13 protein-coding genes are annotated in these 20184 nt (G+C 69.4%); 3 read left to right on the top strand and 10 right to left on the bottom strand.

Annotation, left to right across the window (positions count from 1 at the left end):
• Positions 1-55 precede the first annotated feature (55 nt).
• Both ACN20J_RS35035 and ACN20J_RS35030 read left to right on the top strand, forming a co-directional pair.
• Entirely contained in the window at positions 56-889 is an 834-nt protein-coding gene (locus ACN20J_RS35035; protein ID WP_419667543.1) for an Fpg/Nei family DNA glycosylase, read from the top strand.
• A gap of 100 nt (positions 890-989) precedes the next feature.
• Positions 990-1754 (top strand): SDR family NAD(P)-dependent oxidoreductase, encoded by a 765-nt coding sequence (locus tag ACN20J_RS35030; protein WP_055618805.1) that lies wholly within the window; start codon positions 990-992, stop codon positions 1752-1754.
• Positions 1755-1892: 138 nt separating this feature from the next.
• Here the strand turns inward: ACN20J_RS35030 and ACN20J_RS35025 are convergent, their stop codons facing one another.
• The 10 genes from ACN20J_RS35025 to ACN20J_RS34980 all read right to left on the bottom strand — a co-directional run bounded on the left by ACN20J_RS35025 (position 1893) and on the right by ACN20J_RS34980 (position 17054).
• On the bottom strand, positions 1893-2159 hold the full coding sequence (locus tag ACN20J_RS35025) for a hypothetical protein (RefSeq protein WP_246574937.1): 267 nt from the start codon (positions 2157-2159) through the stop codon (positions 1893-1895).
• A 120-nt stretch (positions 2160-2279) separates the two neighbouring features.
• Positions 2280-2750, bottom strand: a complete 471-nt coding sequence (locus ACN20J_RS35020; protein WP_190226813.1) for a Dps family protein — start codon at positions 2748-2750, stop codon at positions 2280-2282.
• Between the two features lie 332 nt (positions 2751-3082).
• Positions 3083-3457, bottom strand: a complete 375-nt coding sequence (locus ACN20J_RS35015; RefSeq protein ID WP_055509692.1) for a helix-turn-helix domain-containing protein — start codon at positions 3455-3457, stop codon at positions 3083-3085.
• Between the two features lie 109 nt (positions 3458-3566).
• The gene (locus ACN20J_RS35010) at positions 3567-4112 is read right to left on the bottom strand and encodes a CinA family protein (protein WP_419667542.1); all 546 of its coding nucleotides are present in this window, start codon (positions 4110-4112) and stop codon (positions 3567-3569) included.
• A complete protein-coding gene (gene pgsA, locus ACN20J_RS35005; protein WP_189841051.1) occupies positions 4109-4873 on the bottom strand; it encodes a CDP-diacylglycerol--glycerol-3-phosphate 3-phosphatidyltransferase in 765 nt (254 codons plus the stop codon). The genes ACN20J_RS35010 and pgsA overlap by 4 nt, the downstream gene beginning before the upstream one ends.
• Positions 4870-6360, bottom strand: coding sequence for a 30S ribosomal protein S12 methylthiotransferase RimO (rimO, locus tag ACN20J_RS35000; RefSeq protein ID WP_189841050.1), 1491 nt, complete (start codon positions 6358-6360; stop codon positions 4870-4872). Before rimO ends, pgsA begins: the two co-directional genes overlap by 4 nt.
• Positions 6361-6472: 112 nt before the next feature.
• Positions 6473-7315: a helix-turn-helix domain-containing protein gene (locus tag ACN20J_RS34995; RefSeq protein ID WP_189841049.1), complete on the bottom strand. Its 843-nt coding sequence runs from the start codon at positions 7313-7315 to the stop codon at positions 6473-6475.
• 289 nt (positions 7316-7604) lie between these two features.
• A complete protein-coding gene (locus ACN20J_RS34990; protein ID WP_189841048.1) occupies positions 7605-10370 on the bottom strand; it encodes a DNA translocase FtsK in 2766 nt (921 codons plus the stop codon).
• 213 nt (positions 10371-10583) lie between these two features.
• Positions 10584-11270 carry a response regulator gene (locus tag ACN20J_RS34985; RefSeq protein ID WP_189841047.1) on the bottom strand — a complete coding sequence of 229 codons (687 nt, stop codon included), beginning with the start codon at positions 11268-11270 and terminating at the stop codon, positions 10584-10586.
• A gap of 297 nt (positions 11271-11567) precedes the next feature.
• Positions 11568-17054: a HAMP domain-containing protein gene (locus ACN20J_RS34980; protein ID WP_361920213.1), complete on the bottom strand. Its 5487-nt coding sequence runs from the start codon at positions 17052-17054 to the stop codon at positions 11568-11570.
• 321 nt (positions 17055-17375) lie between these two features.
• Between ACN20J_RS34980 and ACN20J_RS34975 the strand changes: the two genes are divergently transcribed.
• Positions 17376-20123 (top strand): SpoIIE family protein phosphatase, encoded by a 2748-nt coding sequence (locus tag ACN20J_RS34975; protein ID WP_190227586.1) that lies wholly within the window; start codon positions 17376-17378, stop codon positions 20121-20123.
• Positions 20124-20184: the final 61 nt, after the last annotated feature.

Genomic DNA, 20184 nt, shown 5'->3' with positions numbered 1-20184 from the left:
CCGGCCTTCCCCGCCACACAAGACACCCCGCCCGCCCCATGCCACCCTGGACCCCATGCCCGAAGGAGACACGGTCTGGCAGACCGCCCGGCGCCTGCACACCGCGCTCGCGGGCCACGTGCTCACCCGCTCCGACCTCCGGGTGCCCAAGTACGCCACGGCCGACCTCACCGGACGCACGGTCCTGGACGTCACCCCGCGCGGGAAGCACCTGCTCACCCGTATCGAGGGCGGCCTGACCCTGCACTCGCATCTTCGGATGGACGGCTCCTGGAAGGTGTACGCCCCGGGCGAGCGCTGGAGCGGCGGCCCGGGCCACCAGATCCGGGTGATCCTCGGCACCGCCGACCGGACGGCCGTGGGCTACCGGCTCCCCGTACTGGATCTGCTCCGCACCACCGACGAGGAACGAGCCGTCGGACACCTCGGCCCCGACCTCCTGGGCCCGGACTGGGACCCCGACAAGGCCCTGTCGAACCTCCTGCGCGACCCGGCCCGCCCCCTCGGTGAGGCCCTCCTCGACCAGCGCAACCTCGCCGGCATCGGCAACATCTACAAGAGCGAGCTCTGCTTCCTGCTCCGCGCGACCCCCTGGCTCCCCATCGGCGACCTCCCCGCCGAACACGCCGCCCGTCTGCCCGCCCTCGCCAAGAAGATCCTCGAAGCCAACCGCGACCGCCCGGTCCGCAGCACCACGGGCCGCCGCGACCAGAACCTGTACGTGTACGGCCGCGCACCCCGCCCCTGTCTGCGCTGCCGCACCTCGATCCGCACCGCGAACCAGGGCGACGGCTCCCGGGAACGCCCCACGTACTGGTGCCCGACCTGCCAGCAAGGCCCGGCCCCACACCCCCAACCGTCCACACCCCTGACCAGCCCCGCACCCTGACGAACCTCACCGCGCACAGCCCGCCGCGCACAGCCCGTCGGCACAACCAGCAACGCCCGACCAATTGACGACCCGTCAGAAACCCTCGTACGGTCCCCTCATGCCCGTCACGGCGTACGACCTCACCGGACGCACCGCATTCGTCACCGGCGCGGCAAGCGGTATCGGCCGCGCCAGCGCCGTGCTGCTCGCGGAGGCGGGTGCCACCGTCCACTGCGCCGACCGTGACACCGAGGGCCTGGACGAGACGGCGGCCCTCATCAAGGACACGGGCGGAACCGCACACTCTCACCCCCTCGACGTCACCGACCGCGCCCAGCTCAAGGAAGCGGTCGCGACCTGTGAGCGCCTGGACGTCATGGCCGCGGTCGCCGGGATCATGCACAGCAGCCCGGTCCTGGAGACCCGCGACGAGGACCTCGACCGCGTACTCGGCGTCAACTTCAAGGGTGTTCTGTACGCCTGCCAGGAGGCGGCCCTCGCGATGATCGCGTCGGGCACGCGCGGAAGCATCGTCACGATGGCGTCCGGAGCCGTCGACACGGGCGGGCCGGGCCTGCTCTGCTACGGAGCGGCGAAGGCAGCCGTCGTCCAGCTGACGAAGACCCTGGCGACGGAAATGGGCCCGCACGGCATCCGCGTCAACGCGGTGGCACCAGGATGGATCCGTACGCCCATGACCGACCGGCACGACGGCGAGGCCCAGGCGCGGACCGAGGGGTTCATGGCCCGGATGTCACCCCTGGGCCGGGTCGGCGAGCCGGAGGACATCGCCCACGCGGTCCTGCACCTCGCCTCCGACGCGTCGTCGTTCACAACGGGCCAGATCCTCCGCCCCAACGGGGGCGTGGCAATGCCCTGGTAGCGAGGCACCGACGCACACACGCCCCCACCCACCGACATGCGCCCCCAGGCCCCTTCCCGGAAGCCTCCACCAAGCCCTCCCGAAGCCCTCCCCGGAGCAAGCCTTCCGAAGCCGAAGCCCTTCGGAAAGCGCCCGGCCTCAGGAAGACCCTCCACGCCCCACAAGCGGCCCCCGCCACCTCCGCCAAACCTCCGAAACGCGCCGCGCCCACTGATCCGACCCGGCCGCCCCCGCGGCACGCCCCTTCGGCACACAGTGCACCGGAAGCAGGCTCAGACCCCACCCGCCGGCCGCGACCGCGCCCTCCAGCACGCCGGCGTCCGGCGCGAAGGCCAACCGCATCACGGCCCACCACCACAGCCCTCCAACGCCGAGAGCCAGCCCCCACCTGCCTATTCGCCCCATCCGCCCCGCCATGGCACCACCTCCAGCCAGACGCCCGACGCTAGACCGCCGAGTTCACCCACCGACAGGGCGCATCGACACGAACGGGGCGCCCGGCGCACACCACGAGCGCCCGCCACCTCACCCGTTCTCCGCCTGGAACATCCAGTGATGCTTCTCAAGATCCGCGGTGATCCCGATGAAGATGTCCTGGCTCACCGGATCCGCCTCCCCCGTGGCCCCGACCCGCTCCCGCATCCGCTCGATGACGGCCGCGAGCGCGTCCACGAGCGCCCCCACCGCGTCGGTGTCCCTCACCCATCCGTCCGGCGTGACCCCGATACCGCTGCTGGTCGCGACGGTCGCGGCACGTCCGTCCGGCGATACCCCGAGCGTGGAGGCACGCTCGGCCACGGTGTCGGAGTGCAGCCGGGCGGTGTCCACAACCTCGTCGAGCTGGAGATGGACGGACCGGAAGCGCGGTCCGACCACGTTCCAGTGAATCTGCTTCGCCACGAGCGACAGATCCACCAGATCGACCAGCGCACCCTGCAGCGCCTCGGACACGGTCTTCAGGTCGGCATCGGTCAACGGGCTCTTCACGACGTACATGGACATCCTCCGGTCAGCAACGACCCCCGGCTTCCGCCCCCGCTCCTCCACCATGGCCGCCCCGACCACTACCGGCAAACGCTGACAACACCCACCACACCGCTGGGCCACACCACCGAACCGCACCACCGAGTCCGCCCCGAGCCACACCACCCAGCCACATCACCAGGCCGCGCCGTCAAGCCACACCCTCACGCCGCGCCCCCGGCTTCGGCCCCCGCCCACGCGAAAGCCCCGACCGCCCCCCCCTCCGGGTCTCCCCGGAGAAGGCCCCGGCCGGGGCTCTCACACAGTTCTTCGCATCTCAGCTCGCGGGCGCGAGCCCATGAGCGTCAGGCGGCGACGACGTCGACCGCCTCCGCAGGCGCCTTGATGGTCACCCGTTCCGGCGGCACACCGGTCACCGATACGGAATTGAGCCTCGGGCGCACCGGTGTGGGCACAGGCTCGGTAGCCGCTGCCGACCGGGCCAGCTCGGCGAGTGCGAGCTCGTCGCTCACTTCCCGCATGAGCTCGGACATCCGTACGTCCAGCGCGTCGCAGATCGCGGAGAGCAGCTCAGAGGAAGCCTCTTTCTGCCCCCGCTCCACCTCGGAAAGATAGCCGAGTGAAACTCGGGCGGACGAGGAGACTTCGCGCAGAGTACGGCCCTGGCGCTGGCGCTGCCGACGCAGCACGTCACCAAGCAGGCGACGGAGCAGAATCATCGGTGGCTCCCTCCTCGGACCGCGTAGCCGCATCCTTCACGCCCCACCGTACCGCCTTGCGCCGCGGCCGTGCGGGGAGCGATGTCGTGTTCACTCAGGGCTGCAAACATCAAAACCCCCCGTTCTGTTCCGTATCCTGTGCCCGCTCATTCTCAGTGAGTTCGCCCACAAGCTGCTCCAGAAGCAGTGCGAGCACGCTCCGTACACTCTCCATACGGATTTCCGTCCGGGAGCCGTTCAACCGCAACGCCACCACTTTCCCGCCAAGAACGCCTTCGCCGGAAGTGCCGTGCGGCCCTTCCACGGCAACGAAAACCGTGCCGACGGGCTGTCCGTCCTGAGGTTCGGGACCGGCGACACCGGTCGTCGCGATGCCCCAGTCCGCGCCGAGCACCTTGCGGGCGCCGGCCGCCATCTGGGCCGCGACCTGCGGATCCACCGCTCCACGCTGATCCAGCAGAGTGGCGTCGACGCCGAGTACATCGCGCTTGAGATCGGTGGCGTACGCGGTCACCGAGCCGCGGAACGCCTTGGAGGCTCCGGGCACCGCCGCGAGGTCCGCCGCCACCAGACCGCCGGTGAGCGACTCGGCGACAGCGAGCGTCTCGCCCCTTACCTTGAGTAGTCGCAGCACTTCGGCGGCCGTGGAGGTCACGCTTCCGCCTCCTCGGCGGCGGCTTTCCGATCGGCCAGTCCCTGGCGCCGCAGCACAATGGCCTGTCTCACATAGTCGAGTCCGGTGACGACGGTCAGGGCGACCGCCGCAGCCATCACCCAGAACCTCAGGGTCGCCAGGGGCCCCGTCAGCGCCAGGACGTACATCCCGACGGCCACTCCCTGCGTCAGCGTCTTTATCTTGCCGCCGCGGCTGGCGGGGATCACGCCGTAGCGGATCACCACGAAGCGCAGGAGGGTGATCCCGAGCTCACGCCCGAGGATCACGCCCGTCACCCACCACGGCAGATCGCCGAGCGAGGAGAGACAGATGAGCGCCGCTCCCATGATCGCCTTGTCGGCGATCGGGTCGGCGATCTTCCCGAAGTCGGTGACGAGGTTGTACGTACGGGCCAGATGGCCGTCGAAGACGTCCGTGATCATGGCTACGGCGAAGGCCGCCCAGGCCCACGCCCGCCACACGGGGTCGTATCCGCCGTCGGCCAGCATCAGCGCCACGAAGCCCGGCACGAGCACGAGCCGGAGCATGGTGAGGAGGTTGGCGACGTTCCACAGGCTGGCCTGGTTGACGGCCGCGGCGCTCAGCTTCGCGCCGCGCGGTGTCTTCGAGCCCTGGGCGCCGGTGGCACCCGTACCGGAGGTTCCGGAGTTTCCCTTGCCGGAGGCGCTGGAGGCGCCGGCAGCACCGCGCGTACCGGGCGCACCGGGGCCGCCCGCCGCTGATGCCGGGACTCCGGTCATCTGGCCGCCTCCTCTGTACATCCGAACGAGCCCGGGAGCGGCTCGGCCACCAGGTCGACACCTTCCGTACCGACCACCTTCGCCTCGACCATACGGCCGACGGTGAGACCTTCGCCGCTTGTGAACAGCACCTGGCCGTCGGTCTCGGGCGCCTGATGGGCGGCACGGCCGTACGCGAGCTCCTCCTCGCCGTCGGAACCGGCGGAGCCCAGGGACTCGACCAGCACCTGCAGGGTCTCCCCGACACGCTCCTCGGCCCGCTGGGAGACCAGCTCCTCGGCGAGCCGGGACACGCGCGCGAGACGCTCGGCGACGACGTCCTCGTCCAGCTTGTTCTCGTACGTCGCCGCTTCGGTGCCGTCCTCGTCGGAGTACCCGAAGACGCCGATGGCGTCCAGGCGCGCGCCGGTCAGGAAGCGCTCCAGCTCCGCCAGGTCGTCCGCGGTCTCGCCGGGGAAGCCCACGATGAAGTTGGACCGCACACCGGCCTGCGGGGCCTTGGAGCGGATCGTGTCGAGCAGCTGCAGGAACTGGTCGGTGCTCCCGAAGCGCCGCATCGCGCGGAGCACCCCGGGGGCGGAGTGCTGGAAGGACAGGTCGAAGTAGGGCGCGATGTTCGGCGTCGAGGTCAGTACGTCGATGAGCCCGGGCCGCATCTCGGCGGGCTGGAGGTAGCTGACCCGCACCCGCTCGATCCCCTCGACATCGGCGAGCTCGGGCAGCAGCGTCTCCAGGAGGCGGATGTCGCCGAGGTCCTTGCCGTACGAGGTGTTGTTCTCGGAGACCAGCATGACCTCCTTGACGCCCTGCTCGGCCAGCCAGCGCGTCTCGCCCAGGACGTCGGACGGCCGCCGCGAGATGAAGGAGCCGCGGAAGGACGGGATGGCGCAGAAGGAGCAGCGCCGGTCGCAGCCGGAGGCCAGCTTCACCGAGGCGACCGGTGAGCCGTCGAGCCGGCGGCGCAGGGGTGCGCGGGGGCCGGACTCCGGAGCGAGTCCTTCCGGAAGGTCGACGGGAGCGTGCCCCGGAAGGGCGACCTCCGCGCCCGCGCTCTGCCGTTCGGCGGGGCTGATCGGCAGCAGCTTGCGCCGGTCGCGCGGGGTGTGGGCGGCGTGGATTCCGCCGTTCAGGATGGTCTGGAGGCGGTCGGAGATGTCGGCGTAGTCGTCGAAGCCGAGCACTCCGTCGGCCTCGGGCAGGGCTTCGGCGAGCTCCTTGCCGTACCGCTCGGCCATGCAGCCGACGGCCACGACGGCCTGTGTTCTCCCATGGCCCTTGAGGTCGTTGGCCTCCAGGAGGGCGTCGACGGAGTCCTTCTTGGCGGCCTCGACGAATCCACAGGTGTTGACGACCGCGACGTCCGCGTTCTCGGCGTCCTCCACGAGGTGCCAGCCGTCCGCCTCCAAGCGGCCTGCGAGCTCCTCCGAGTCCACCTCGTTACGGGCGCAGCCAAGAGTGACGAGTGCGACGGTACGGCGTTCAGGCATGGGCTCAAGACTACTTCGTCCCACTGACAGCCCACGTCGACGGGGTTGGCCGATCTTGGCCAACCCCGTACCTGCATGCCCCATGAGGTCACTTGTCCGACCTCGGGGTCGGTCATCCGACCTCGGGGTCGCCCTTCGTGTAGGTGAGGCGCTCGACCCCACCGGGCTGGAACTCGTCCTCGATCTTCTTGCCGTTGACGTAGAGCTGGAGCGCTCCCGCGTCACCGAGGACGAGGTCGATCTTCTCCTTGTCCTGGAAGGTCTTGGAGTCGCCCTGCTTCAGGAAGCCGTCGAAGAGCAGCCGGCCGTTGTGGTCCTTGGCGGAGATCCAGCTGCGCCCGTCGGGGGCGGTCACCTGGACGGTCACCTTGTCCTGAGGCGCGGCCGCGATGGCGCTGTCCGACGGGTCGGGCTTGGGGTCGGCGGGCTTGGTCGGGGTCGGCTTGGTCTTGACGGGCTTGCTGGCGGAGGGCGTGGATCCCTCGGCGACCTGCGTCTTCGAGCCGTCCGAGTCGTCCTTGACCATCGTGAACCCGACGAAGCCGATCACCGCGACGATCGCGGCGACCATGGCGGCGGTCCAGTTGGGACCCCGGCGCTCCGGACGGATCCGCTCGGCCTCGAACATCGGAGCCGCGGGGGTCGGCGCGGGCCGCCCGCCGTGATCGTCGTCGTACTGGGCGAGCAGCGGCGCCGGATCGAGGTGGACGGCGCGCGCCAGCGTCTTGAGGTGACCGCGCGCGTACACGTCGCCGCCGCAGGGCGTGAAGTCGTCCTGTTCGATCGCGTGCACGATGGCGATGCGGACCCGGGTGGCGTTACTGACGTCGTCGACTGTCAGCCCCGCCGCGATGCGCGCCTGCTGCAGAGCACGGCCGATCGAAGGGCGATCACCCTTTTCGATGGGAGGCTCGTCCTGAGGGGAGTTGTCGTCAGGGGAGTTGCCGATGGACACGGGGGCGCCTTTCGAGCGTGTAGCCACCTGTGCTGGAGGTTCAGTCTAGGGGGGTTGCGAAAGGGTGGGGCAACCGGGCGGTGGGACTTTGTACGCCATCAGAACGGCCGGTCATCCTGATGGTGGGGCACGCGCCTTTCGCTTCCCTCAACTTGACGTGCGACGAAGGGAAACGGTTGCTCACGGTTCCCTTACAGGTGAGTCACGTTCGAATCACCCACGTGGCCCTGACGTGCTCACCCACGTGGCCGTGGCCCCGCCGCAAGAGGAAACGGACTTCCCCGTTTCTCTACGGATGAGCCTCCCCACGGATCACCGCGAGCACTCCGTCCAGCTCGTCAGGTTTCACAAGAACATCACGTGCCTTGGAACCCTCGCTCGGCCCGACGATGTTGCGGGACTCCATGAGGTCCATCAGCCGGCCGGCCTTGGCGAACCCGACGCGCAGCTTGCGCTGGAGCATCGAGGTCGACCCGAACTGCGTGGAGACGACCAGTTCGGCGGCCTGGCACAGCAGGTCGAGGTCGTCGCCGATGTCCTCGTCGATCTCCTTCTTCTGCTTGGTGCCCACGGTGACGTCGTCCCGGAAGACCGGCGCCATCTGGTCCTTGCAGTGCTGGACGACGACGGCGACCTCCTCCTCGGTCACGAAGGCGCCCTGCATACGGGTCGGCTTGTTCGCCCCCATCGGCAGGAAGAGCCCGTCGCCCTTGCCGATCAGCTTCTCGGCGCCGGGCTGGTCGAGGATGACCCGGGAGTCGGCGAGCGACGACGTGGCGAAGGCGAGCCGCGAGGGCACGTTCGCCTTGATCAGACCGGTGACGACGTCCACGGAGGGCCGCTGCGTGGCGAGCACCAGGTGGATGCCGGCCGCGCGCGCGAGCTGCGTGATGCGCACGATCGAGTCCTCGACGTCCCGCGGCGCGACCATCATCAGGTCGGCGAGCTCATCGACGATCACCAGCAGATACGGATAGGTCTTGAGCTCCCGCTCACTGCCCTCCGGCGTCTTGAGCTTGCCGTCACGGATGGCCTGGTTGAAGTCGTCGATGTGCCGGTACCCAAATGCCGCCAGATCGTCGTACCGCAGATCCATCTCCCGTACGACCCACTGCAGAGCCTCGGCGGCCCGCTTCGGGTTGGTGATGATCGGCGTGATCAGGTGCGGGATGCCCTCGTACGCGGTCAGCTCGACGCGCTTGGGGTCGACGAGGACCATGCGCACGTCCTCGGGGGTCGCGCGCACCATGACGGACGTGATCAGGCAGTTGATGCACGAGGATTTACCGGAACCGGTCGCTCCGGCCACCAGCACGTGCGGCATCTTCGCGAGGTTGGCCATGACATAGCCACCCTCGACGTCCTTGCCGAGCGCGACCAGCATCGGATGGTCGTCCTCGGCCGCGTCCGCGAGGCGCAGCACATCGCCCAGGTTGACCATCTCGCGGTCGGTGTTGGGGATCTCGATGCCGACCGCGGACTTGCCGGGGATCGGACTGATGATCCGCACGTCCGGGCTGGCGACGGCGTACGCGATGTTCTTGGCGAGGGCCGTGATCCGCTCGACCTTCACGGCGGGGCCGAGCTCGACCTCGTACCGCGTGACGGTCGGGCCACGGGTGAAGCCGGTGACGGCGGCGTCGACCTTGAACTCCATGAAGACGTTCGTCAGCGAGGCGACCACGGCGTCGTTGGCGGCGCTGCGCGTCTTGCCCGGGCCGCCGCGCTCCAGGAGGTCGAGCGACGGCAGGGAGTAGGTGATGTCTCCGGAGAGCTGCAGTTGCTCGGCGCGCGGAGGCAGGTCCCGCGTGGTCTCGGGGGCCGGCTTGGTCAGGTCGGCGACCTCGGCCTTGAGCATCTCCTGCTTGGGCCTGGCGCCCTTGGTCCCCTTGGCACGCGCGGCGGGCACCGGCGTCGGCTCCCCGCGCCGGCCCGTGTCCTGTCCCCCGGTGTCCTGCCGGTCCCCGCGGTCCGCACCGACGCCCTGCGTCAGATCGGCCACCAGCGCGCTGGGAGGCATCCCGTGCATCACGGCACCGTCGAGCGCCGCCGCGGCGGCAGCAGCCACGTCCACGGCGTCCATGGGCCTGTCCAGCGCGGGCTGCTGCACGGCGGGCCGCCGACGGCGGCTCCGGCGCTCGGAGAGCGCCTCCTGCTCGGCACTGTCCGGGTCGTACTCCTCGGGCGCCGCCCGGCGCCGCCGAGGGCTCGCGGGCAGCGCTTCGCGCCACTGGTCGTCGTAGCGCTCGTCGTCCTCGCCGAAACCGTCGTCCGTCTCACGAGGGTGTACGAGGCCGAGCCGGGCGCCCAGCATGCGCAGCCGCTGCGGGATGGCGTTGACCGGCGTCGCGGTGACCACCAGCAGCCCGAAGACCGTGACCAGCACCAGGAGCGGTACGGCGAGGACCTCGCCCATCGTGTACGTCAGCGGTGTCGCCGCACCCCAGCCGATGAGTCCGCCCGCATCCCTTATCGCCTGCATGCCGTCGCTGCGCGCGGGCGCCCCGCAGGCGATGTGGACCTGGCCGAGCACACCGATGACGAGCGCGGACAGACCGATCACGATGCGGCCGTTGGCCTCGGGCTTCTCGGGGTGCCGGATGAGACGCGCGGCGATGACCCCGAGCAGTATCGGCACGAGCAGGTCGAGGCGGCCGAAGGCACCGGTCACCAGCATCTCGACGAGATCGCCCACCGGACCACGGAGGTTGGACCAGGTCCCGGCCGCGACGATCAGTGCCAGCCCGAGCAGCAGCAGCGCGAGACCGTCCTTTCGATGCGCCGGGTCGAGCCCCTTCGCTCCCCGCCCTATGCCGCGGAACACGGCGCCGACGGCGTGCGCGACCCCCAGCCACAGGGCGCGCACCAGCCTGTACACGCCCCCGGTCGGATTGGGCGCCGGCTTCGGAGGCGCGGCTTTCTTGGCCGCGGCCTTCTTCGCGGGCGCCTTTTTCGCCGGAGCTTTCTTCGCGGGGGCCTTCTTCGCCGCAGCCTTCCTCGGTGCGGCCGCCTTCTTCGCGGGCGCCTTCTTGGCTGCGGACTGACGTGGGGCCATGTGTGTGAGGTTACCGGTGGAGACCACTGCGGACACGTGTGCCTACTGCTTCACCCGTTCGTGTCGCCCACAGAGGGCGCCGAACTGACGCCGCCTCAACCGACGAAGCCCGGTAAGGGGCGCGGGCCGCAGCATGTGCGGCTCCGCCGCGTGGGCGCGATCAGCGCCCACCAACCCGCAAGCCAGACACCGGCCTTGGCGAACCGGCACGACTCAGTTCGGCGAGGGCAGCGAGGCCGCCCCACTCCCCGTCCCCGGTTCCAAGGCGTCCAGCGCCCGCCGCAACCCCGTGAGTTTGCGTTCGAGATGGGCGGCGGTGGCCACCGCGGCCGCGTCCGCCGAGTCGTCGTCGAGCTGTTTGGAGAGGGCCTCGGCCTGCTCCTCGACAGCCGCGAGCCGCGCGGAGAGTTCGGCGAGCAGCCCGGCAGGCTCCTTGGTGTCGCCGACCGCCGCCTTGCCGCCTCCGCCTTCGAGCTGGAGCCGCAGCAGCGCGGCCTGCTCCCGGAGTTGGCAGTTCTTCATGTAGAGCTCTACGAAGACCGAGACCTTCGCGCGCAGCACCCACGGGTCGAACGGCTTCGAGATGTAGTCCACCGCACCCGCCGCGTATCCCCGGAAGGTGTGGTGCGGGCCGTGGTTGATCGCCGTGAGGAAGATGATCGGGATGTCCCGGGTCCGTTCTCGCCTCTTGATGTGCGCGGCGGTTTCGAAACCGTCCATGCCCGGCATCTGGACGTCCAGCAGAATGACCGCGAAGTCGTCCGTGAGCAGTGCTTTGAGCGCTTCCTCCCCGGAAGATGCCCGAACCAGTGTCTGATCGAGCGCGGAGAGAATCGCCTCCAGCGCCAGCAGATTCTCCGGCCGGTCATCGACCAGGAGGATCTTGGCCTTCTGCACCATGGCCCGCCCTCCTCGCCCCGGCAGTGCACCGGGCGCCGCCCCAGGGGACGACTCCCTTACGTCGCCCGTCCTTGTGCCGGTCATGGTAGCCGCACCCCGCCTGTCGCCACACCCTGTCACCGCGATGTCACTGTGCACGTAGCAGAAACGTAGCGGGAGACCAGAAGGTTCCCCGAATCCCGGGTTTCTACACCGCCTCGGGCACACTCAGTCAACAGCCCGGTGGGCCCGGGCAACCGCCCGAGCACCCCTGGCCACACGCCCGTTCCCGGCCGGCCGATCACTCCTGCCGGCCTGTCACTGTCCGCTCATCCACTGCTGCATCACCTCGAGCAGATGATCGGGATCGACCGGCTTCGTCACGTAGTCGGAAGCGCCGGACTCGATCGCCTTCTCCCGGTCGCCCTTCATCGCCTTGGCGGTGAGCGCGATGATCGGCAGCCCGGCGAACTGGGGCATCCGACGGATCGCCGTCGTGGTCGCGTATCCGTCCATCTCGGGCATCATGATGTCCATCAGGACGACCGTCACATCGTCGTGCTGTTCCAGCACTTCGATGCCCTCGCGGCCGTTCTCGGCGTACAGCACCGACAGTCCGTGCTGCTCCAGGACGCTGGTGAGCGCGAACACGTTGCGGATGTCGTCGTCGACGATCAGCACCTTCTCGCCCTCGAAGCGGATGACACCGCGCGAGTGCACGGACGTCTCCTCGCCGCCGACGGTCCAGGAATCCCGGGCCTGCGTCTGCGGCCCCGGAAGGGCGGGCCGCTGCTGGGCCGAGGGCATCGCCCTGCGACGCCGCCTGAAGAGTGCGGCGGCCCCGTTCTGTGTCTCCTGGTACGACTTGACCTCTGCCGGGGTCTCCACATGGCCCCCGTTCTCGTCCTCGGAACCTGCCGGAAGCGCCCCGTTCTCCATGGGCGTACCGAGTTGCGGATAACCCTGGGGGGGCAGTTCGCTCGGGTGCAGCGGCAAATACAGCGTGAACGTCGAGCCGCGTCCCGGTTCGCTCTGAGCGTGGATCTCGCCGCCCAGCAGTCGCGCGATCTCCCGGGAGATGGACAACCCCAGTCCCGTACCGCCGTACTTGCGGCTCGTCGTGCCGTCCGCCTGCTTGAACGCCTCGAAGATCACCCGCATCTTGCTGGCCGCGATCCCGATTCCCGTGTCCGCCACGGAGAACGCGATCAGATCGGCGTCCGCGTCCCGCAGCGAACCCGCCTCCAGGAGCTGTTCCCGGATGGCGACCGGCACCTCCGCGCCCGCGGGCCTGATGACCAGTTCGACCGCTCCGGAGTCGGTGAACTTCACCGCGTTGGAGAGTAGGTTGCGCAGCACCTGGAGGAGCCGCTGTTCGTCCGTGTGCAGCGTGGCCGGCAGTTCCGGCGACACCCGTACGGAGAAATCGAGGCCCTTCTCCGCGGTCAACGGACGGAAAGTGGCCTCTACGTAGTCGACGAGTTGGACCAGCGCGATACGTGTCGGCGACACGTCCATCTTGCCCGCCTCGACCTTCGACAGGTCGAGGATGTCGTTGATCAGCTGGAGCAGGTCGGAACCCGCGCCGTGGATCGTCTCGGCGAACTCGACCTGCTTCGGGGTGAGGTTGGAGTCCGCGTTGTCGGCGAGCAGCTTGGCCAGGATCAGCAGCGAGTTGAGCGGCGTACGCAGCTCGTGGGACATGTTGGCGAGGAACTCGCTCTTGTAGCGCATGGAGACCGCGAGTTGCTCGGCGCGCTCCTCCAGGACCTGCCGCGCCTCCTCGATCTCGGTGTTCTTGACCTCGATGTCGCGGTTCTGCTGGGCCAGCAGCTCGGCCTTCTCCTCCAGCTCGGCGTTGGACGCCTGGAGGGCCTTCTGCCGGTTCTCCAGCTCGGCCGACCGCTCCCGCAGCTGCTCGGTCAACTCCTGCGACTGCTTGAGCAGTACCTCGGTCTTCGTGTTGACCGCGATCGTGTTGACGCTCGTCGCGATCATCTCGGCGATCTGGCTGAGGAAGTCCTTCTGGATGTGCGTGAACGAGTGGAACGACGCCAGCTCGATCACACCGAGCACGGTGCCTTCGAAGAGCACCGGCAGCACGATGACATGCGCGGGAGGCGCCTCACCGAGCCCGGACGCGATCTTCAGATACCCCGGCGGCACGTTCTCCACGAGAATCGTCCGCTTCTCCTTGGCGGCCGTCCCGATCAGCGTCTCCCCCGGCCGGAACGACGTCGGCATGGAGCCCATGGAGTACCCGTACGACCCGAGCATGCGCAGTTCGTACGAGTCGTCGTGCGCGGCGCCCACGTCCTTGCCGTCGTCCAGCGGCATCGCCAGGAAGAACGCGCCGTGCTGCGCCGAGACCACCGGAGTCAGCTCGCTCATGATCAGCGAGGCCACGTCGGCGAGGTCGCGCCTGCCCTGCATCAGACCGGAGATCCGGGCGAGGTTGCCCTTCAGCCAGTCCTGCTCCTTGTTGGCGATGGTGGTGTCGCGGAGGTTGGCGATCATCTTGTTGATGTAGTCCTGAAGTTCCTGGATCTCGCCCGAGGCGTCCACGTCGATCTTCAGGTTCAGGTCGCCACGGGTCACCGCGGTGGCCACGCGCGCGATGGCACGCACCTGCCGGGTGAGGTTCCCGGCCATCTCGTTCACCGACTCGGTGAGGTCTCGCCAGGTGCCGTCGACGTCGCGGACGCGCGCCTGGCCGCCCAACTGGCCCTCCGTGCCCACCTCGCGGGCGACTCGGGTGACCTCCTCGGCGAACGACGACAGCTGGTCGACCATCGTGTTGATGGTGGTCTTCAGCTCCAGGATCTCGCCGCGCGCATCGATGTCGATCTTCTTGGTCAGGTCGCCCTTGGCGATGGCCGTGGTGACCATCGCGATGTTGCGCACCTGGCCGGTCAGGTTGGACGCCATGCCGTTCACGGACTCGGTGAGGTCCTTCCACGTACCGGACACGCCCGGTACGCGCGCCTGTCCGCCGAGGATGCCGTCCGTGCCCACCTCGCGGGCCACCTTGGTGACCTGGTCGGCGAACGAACTCAGCGTCTTCACCATGGTGTTGAAGGTGTCGGCGAGCTGCGCGACCTCGCCGCGGGCCTCGATCGTCACCGTCCGGGTGAGGTCGCCGTTGGCGACTGCCGACGCGACCTGGGAAATGTTCCGCACCTGCACGGTCAGGTTGTTGGCCATCAGGTTGACATTGTCGGTGAGGTCCTTCCAGATACCCGTGACGCCCGACGCGTACGCCTGACCGCCCAGGATGCCTTCGGTACCCACCTCGCGGGCCACCCGGGTCACCTGCTCGGCGAACGACGACAGCTGGTCGACCATCGTGTTGACGGTGCTGACGAGTTCGAGGATCTCGCCCTTCGCGTCGACGGTGATCTTCTTCGACAGGTCGCCCTTGGCGACCGCGGTCGTGACCTCGGCGATGTTGCGCACCTGGATCGTCAGGTTGTTCGCCATGAAGTTCACGGACTGCGTGAGGTCCTTCCAGGTGCCGGAGACACCCTGCACCTCGGCCTGTCCGCCGAGGATGCCCTCCGTACCCACCTCGCGGGCCACGCGCGTGACCTGCTCGGCGAAGTTCGAGAGCTGGTCCACCATCGTGTTGAGGGTGTTCTTCAGCTCCAGGATCTCGCCGCGCGCGTCCACGTCGATCTTCTGCGACAGGTCACCGCGGGCCACCGCCGTCGCGACCTGCGCGATGTTGCGCACCTGCGCGGTGAGGTTGCCGGCCATGCCGTTCACGGAGTCGGTCAGGTCGCGCCAGACACCGGCGACGCCGGGCACCTGCGCCTGACCGCCCAGCCGGCCGTCCGTACCCACCTCACGGGCCACCCTGGTCACCTGCTCGGCGAAGGCGCTGAGCTGGTCGACCATCGTGTTGATGGTGTTCTTGAGCTCCAGGATCTCGCCGCGCGCGTCGACCTCGATCTTCTGCGACAGGTCACCCCGGGCGACCGCCGTCGTCACCTGCGCGATCTGCCGCACCTGGGAGGTCAGGTTGCCCGCCATGAAGTTGACGGAGTCGGTGAGGTCCTTCCACGTGCCGGACACCCCGTCCACGCGCGCCTGGCCGCCCAGCCGGCCCTCCGTGCCCACGTCACGCGCCATCCGCGTCACCTGGTCGGCGAAGGACGACAGCTGGTCCACCATCGTGTTCACGGTGTTCTTCAGCGCGAGCATCTCGCCGGAGACGTCCACGGTGACCTTCTGCGACAGGTCACCGTTGGCCACCGCCGTCGTCACCTGCGCGATGTTCCTCACCTGTCCGGTGAGATTCCGGAACGCCGTGTTGACGGAGTCGGTGAGGTCCTTCCACGTACCGGCCGCGCCCGGCACCGCCGCCTGACCGCCCAGCTCACCCTCGACACCGACCTCCCGCGCCACACGGGTCACCTCGGCACCGAAGCTCGACAGCTGGTCGACCATCGTGTTGACGGTGTTCTTCAGTTCCAGCATCTCGCCGGCGACCTCGACGCTGACCTTCTGCGACAGGTCACCGTTGGCCACGGCCGTCGTCACCGCGGCGATGTCCCGCACCTGAGTGGTGAGGTTCCGGAAGACCGTGTTCACCGAATCGGTGAGGTCCTTCCACGTTCCCGCCGCGCCCGGCACGTTCGCCTGCCCGCCGAGCCGCCCCTCGCCGCCGACCTCGTTGGCCACACGGGTGACCTCGTCCGCGAACGTACGCAGCGTCTCGGTCATCTGGTTGATCGTCTCGGCGAGCTGCGCGACCTCGCCGCGCGCCGACACGGTGACCTTCTGCGACAGATCACCGTTGGCGACCGCCGTCGTCACCTGGGCAATCCCGCGCACCTGCGCGGTCAGATTGCCGGCCATAAGATTCACCGAATCGGTGAGGTCCTTCCACACACCCGCCACACCAGGCACCTGTGCCTGGCCGCCGAGCTCGCCCTCGGTGCCCACCTCGCGCGCGACTCGCGTCACCTCGGAGGAGAAAGAGGACAGCTGATCCACCATCGTGTTGACGGTGTTCTTCAGCTCCAGCATCTCGCCGGCCACGTGAACCGTGACCTTCCGGGACAAGTCACCCTTGGCGACCGCCGTGGTCACGAGCGCGATGTCCCGCACCTGAGCCGTCAGCCGGTACGCCATGGTGTTGACCGAATCCGTGAGGTCCTTCCACGAACCGGACATACCACGCACCCGCGCCTGCCCGCCCAGCTTGCCCTCGGTGCCCACCTCGCTGGCCACGCGCGTGACCTCGTCGGTGAACGTCGACAGCTGGTCGACCAGGTTGTTGACCGTGCGCCCGACCTTCAGGAACTCCCCGCGCAGCGGATGCCCGTTCCCGTCCGCGGCCTGCGCCCGCAGCTCCATACGCGGCGACAGATCGCCCTCCGCCACGGCGGACAGCACCCGTCCGACCTCGGAGACGGGCCGTACGAGGTCGTCGACCAGCGCGTTGGAGTTGTCGATCGCGGTGGCCCAGGAACCCTCGCAGGCGCCCGACTCCAGCCGCTCCGTCAACTTGCCCTCGCGGCCCACCATGCGCCGCACGCGCGCCAGCTCGCCCGTCAGATGCAGATTCCGGTCGGCCACTTCATTGAAAACCGCTGCGATCTCGGACATCACGCCATCGCCCGAGACCGTGAGCCGCTTACGGAAGTTGCCGTCCCGCATCGACACCAGGGCCGCCAGCAGCCTGTTCAGGGCAGCCGTGTCCACGTCGGTGGTGCCATTGCGTGATTTGCGCTGGTTACTCAGGGACTGTCCGCCTTTCGCGCGCGTTTTAGTGCCCCGCGTCGCTGCGCCAGACTCCACTGTGTCCCTCCCGCAAGGGTCGACCATTTACTGCTCGGCGTACTCGGGTACTACTGCTCGGCGTACTGGAAGGCACTCGGCCTGCCCGGACCTTCCCCAGGAGCTTGCCCAGTGTTTCACCATGGCTGAACCAGGCCATAACAGTTCGGCAGCTTCGCACATGGTCCGCACACACGCTCCGGAGTGGAAACAGTGGCGACCGGCATCCGCATGGACGGCGAAGGTAAGTAACCTTGCATGCGGCTGTCCAGCCACGCCGGTCCTTCCGGCCTGGGCGGTGGCACGAGCACGAGCGGGCAGGCATCGGAGGGGCACCGCACCATGACCACCGAACTGCATCCTGGGGGACCGCCCCAGGATCCCCGGCCGACGGGGAACCAGCCCCTGCCACGGCAGGAGCGGGTCGGCCACGCAGCGCTGCCCTCCGACAACCGGACAAGGAGTTCTGTGATCACCGCGCGCGCGGCCGCCAGCTTCGATCCTGTCGGGCGGTCCGTCGCGACCGCTCGGTCCTTCGTCCGTGACACCCTCCAGGGTTGGGGCTTCGCCGACATCGTCGACGACGCCGTGGTCCTCACCAGCGAGCTTGTCACCAATGCCGTGGTGCACGCGGGCACGTCCGCCGACGTCCTGTGCCTGCGCAGCGACGAGGGCGTACGGATCGAGGTGGGGGACCGCTACCCGGAACGTGAGATTCCACTCCAGGCGACCGCCATCAACATGGGCAGCCCCGACCGCGAGGGAGGCCGCGGCCTGCAGCTCTGCGCAGCCCTGGCCGGCCGCTGGGGCGTCGAGTACACGCCCACGCACAAGCAGGTCTGGTTCCAGCTGGAACTGCCGGAACGCTCGGTGGGCACCCGCACGGCCGGCCCCGCCCTCCCGGCCAACCTCCTCCCCCTCGCCGACGGCCGCGTCCGCGTGGCGGTCGTCCAGATCGACCGCACCGGCGCCATCAACGCCTGGAACGAGGACGCGGAAGAACTCTTCGGATACGCGGCCGAACAGGTCATCGGCAAGCCCCTCACCGACCTCGCGGCCTGGCCGCACACGCCCGGCACCAGCACCGGCATCGTCGAGGCGCTCCAACTCTCCCGCTGGGAGGGCAGCTACGGCCTCCGCGCCGCCAACGGCCGTGTGACACCGGTCTACGCCTCGCATCTGCGCGTCCGGGACACCGGCGGCGAGCCCTCGACGGTCTGCCTTCTCGTACGCGACCACGAACGCGCAGTCCTGCAGACCCCGTTGCGCGTCAACGCCTCGGACACGACCACCAGTTCGGAGGGCCAGGCGTCGGACCCCTTCGAGGTCTTCATCGGCTCACCGGCCCCCGACGACCTGGACGGCCTCCTCCAGCGCACGGTGGAGCGCGCCCGCGACATGCTCGACGGCGACTCCGCCTTCCTCCTCCTGGCGACCGACGACGAAACGGAGTTGGAGGTCCGCGCCTCCACCGGACTCCCCTCCGCCCGCCAGCGCTTCGCCCGCGTCCCCGTGGAAGCCGGCCCCGGCCGCTACGGCTCGGCCCGTATGCCCGCCGTGCACGAGGACCTGACGGTCGTTCCGGGCGCCGTACCGCTCCTCAGCGGCACGGGCATGCGCTCGGTCGTCACGGTCCCCCTCAAGGTCGAGGGCCGCCTGACCGGTTCACTCGGCGTCGCGGCCGAGGCCCAGGGCCGCTACTCGAACGAGGAGGCCCTGCGCCTCCAGTTCGCCGCCGACCGCATCGCGCTCGCCGTGGAGTCGGCGCGCCTGGGCGAGCTGGAGCGCCTGCGCCGCGGCTCCCTGTCCTTCCTCGTCGAGGCCTCGGACCTCCTCGCGGGCACGCTGGACCGCGACCAGACACTGGCCCTGATGGCCCAGATGACGGTCCCGACCCTGGCCACCTGGTGTGCCGTCTACACGATCGCCGACCAGGCATCGGATCCGTATCTTTCGTACGTCCTGCACGAGGACGAGGACCGCATCGACGGCCTCAAGGCCCTCCTGTCGAAGATCGCCCCTCCGGACCCCGTCCCGACCCCGGGCGCCCGCGTCTGGGCCGCTCCGGCGGAGGCGGCCCACCAGGCGGCCCTGCGCACCTCCATGCGCAGCCTCGGCCTCGGCGAGCCCGCCACGGTGAGCTCCGGCATCGGTACGACACTGCAGACGGCCGCCGCGGTCGGCGGCGAGACGGTCGTACTCCCCCTGGTGGCCCGCAACCGCGTCATCGGCATGCTGACGCTCGGCAAGCCGTCCGACGAACACTTCCGCCAGGAAATCCTGGAACTCGCCGAGGACTTGAGCCGCAGGGCCGCCCTGGCCCTCGACAACGCCCGCCTGTACTCGGAGCGCACGGCCATCAGCCAGTCCCTCCAGCGCAGCCTCCTGCCTCCGGAGCTCCCCCAGATCGACGGCGTGGAGGTCGAGGTCATCTACCGCGCGGCAGGCGAGGGCAACGAAGTCGGCGGCGACTTCTACGACCTCTTCCCCATCCGCGACGGCGCCTACGGCTTCGCCATCGGAGACGTCTGCGGTACGGGCCCGGAGGCGGCCGCGGTCACCGGCCTCGCCCGGCACGCGCTGCGCCTGCTCGCCCGCGAGGGCTTCGGCGGCCCGGCGGTCCTTGAGCGCCTGAACTCCGCGATCCTCGACGAGGGCGCCCGCAGCCGCTTCCTGACACTCCTGTACGGGGAGTTGTGGCCCCAGGAGGACGGCTCGGCGCTCCTCAAGGTCGTCTGCGCCGGCCACCCGCTTCCGCTGCGCCTCCGCCAGGACGGCACGGTCGAACCGGCCGCCGAACCCCAGCCGCTCCTGGGCGTGATGGAGGACCTGGAGCTGTACGAGCAGACGATCACGCTCGACCCGGGCGACGTCCTGCTGTGCGTGACGGACGGCGTCACCGAACGCCGCGAGGGCACCCGCATGTTGGGCGACGACGGCCTCACCGACGTCCTCACCACCTGCACAGGCCTCACGGCCGGGGCTGTGGCCGCCCGCATCATGCGCGCGGTGGAACGCTTCGCGTCGGACGCCCCGTCGGACGACATGGCCATTCTCGCGATGCGCGTTCCCGGCCTCCAGAACGACTGAACCCGGCTCGGAGGAACCGGTCCCGGACACACGAAAGGCCCCCGCCCACAAGGGCGGAGGC

Source organism: Streptomyces sp. 2-1 (assembly GCF_048564895.1).
Lineage (GTDB): Bacteria > Actinomycetota > Actinomycetes > Streptomycetales > Streptomycetaceae > Streptomyces > Streptomyces phaeochromogenes.
The sequence above is the reverse complement of the archived record's forward strand: the minus strand, read 5'-3'. Positions and strand labels throughout refer to the sequence as shown.

Excerpts from the sequence above, each read along its gene's own strand:
- ACN20J_RS34990 (WP_189841048.1), bottom strand. The coding sequence starts at position 10,370 with ATGGCCCCACGTCAGTCCGCAGCCAAGAAGGCGCCCGCGAAGAAGGCG.
- ACN20J_RS35035 (WP_419667543.1), top strand. The coding sequence starts at position 56 with ATGCCCGAAGGAGACACGGTCTGGCAGACCGCCCGGCGCCTGCACACC.
- rimO (WP_189841050.1), bottom strand. The coding sequence starts at position 6,360 with ATGCCTGAACGCCGTACCGTCGCACTCGTCACTCTTGGCTGCGCCCGT.
- ACN20J_RS35015 (WP_055509692.1), bottom strand. The coding sequence starts at position 3,457 with ATGATTCTGCTCCGTCGCCTGCTTGGTGACGTGCTGCGTCGGCAGCGC.
- ACN20J_RS35030 (WP_055618805.1), top strand. The coding sequence starts at position 990 with ATGCCCGTCACGGCGTACGACCTCACCGGACGCACCGCATTCGTCACC.
- ACN20J_RS35025 (WP_246574937.1), bottom strand. The coding sequence starts at position 2,159 with ATGGGGCGAATAGGCAGGTGGGGGCTGGCTCTCGGCGTTGGAGGGCTG.
- ACN20J_RS34985 (WP_189841047.1), bottom strand. The coding sequence starts at position 11,270 with ATGGTGCAGAAGGCCAAGATCCTCCTGGTCGATGACCGGCCGGAGAAT.
- ACN20J_RS35020 (WP_190226813.1), bottom strand. The coding sequence starts at position 2,750 with ATGTACGTCGTGAAGAGCCCGTTGACCGATGCCGACCTGAAGACCGTG.
- pgsA (WP_189841051.1), bottom strand. The coding sequence starts at position 4,873 with ATGACCGGAGTCCCGGCATCAGCGGCGGGCGGCCCCGGTGCGCCCGGT.
- ACN20J_RS34975 (WP_190227586.1), top strand. The coding sequence starts at position 17,376 with ATGACCACCGAACTGCATCCTGGGGGACCGCCCCAGGATCCCCGGCCG.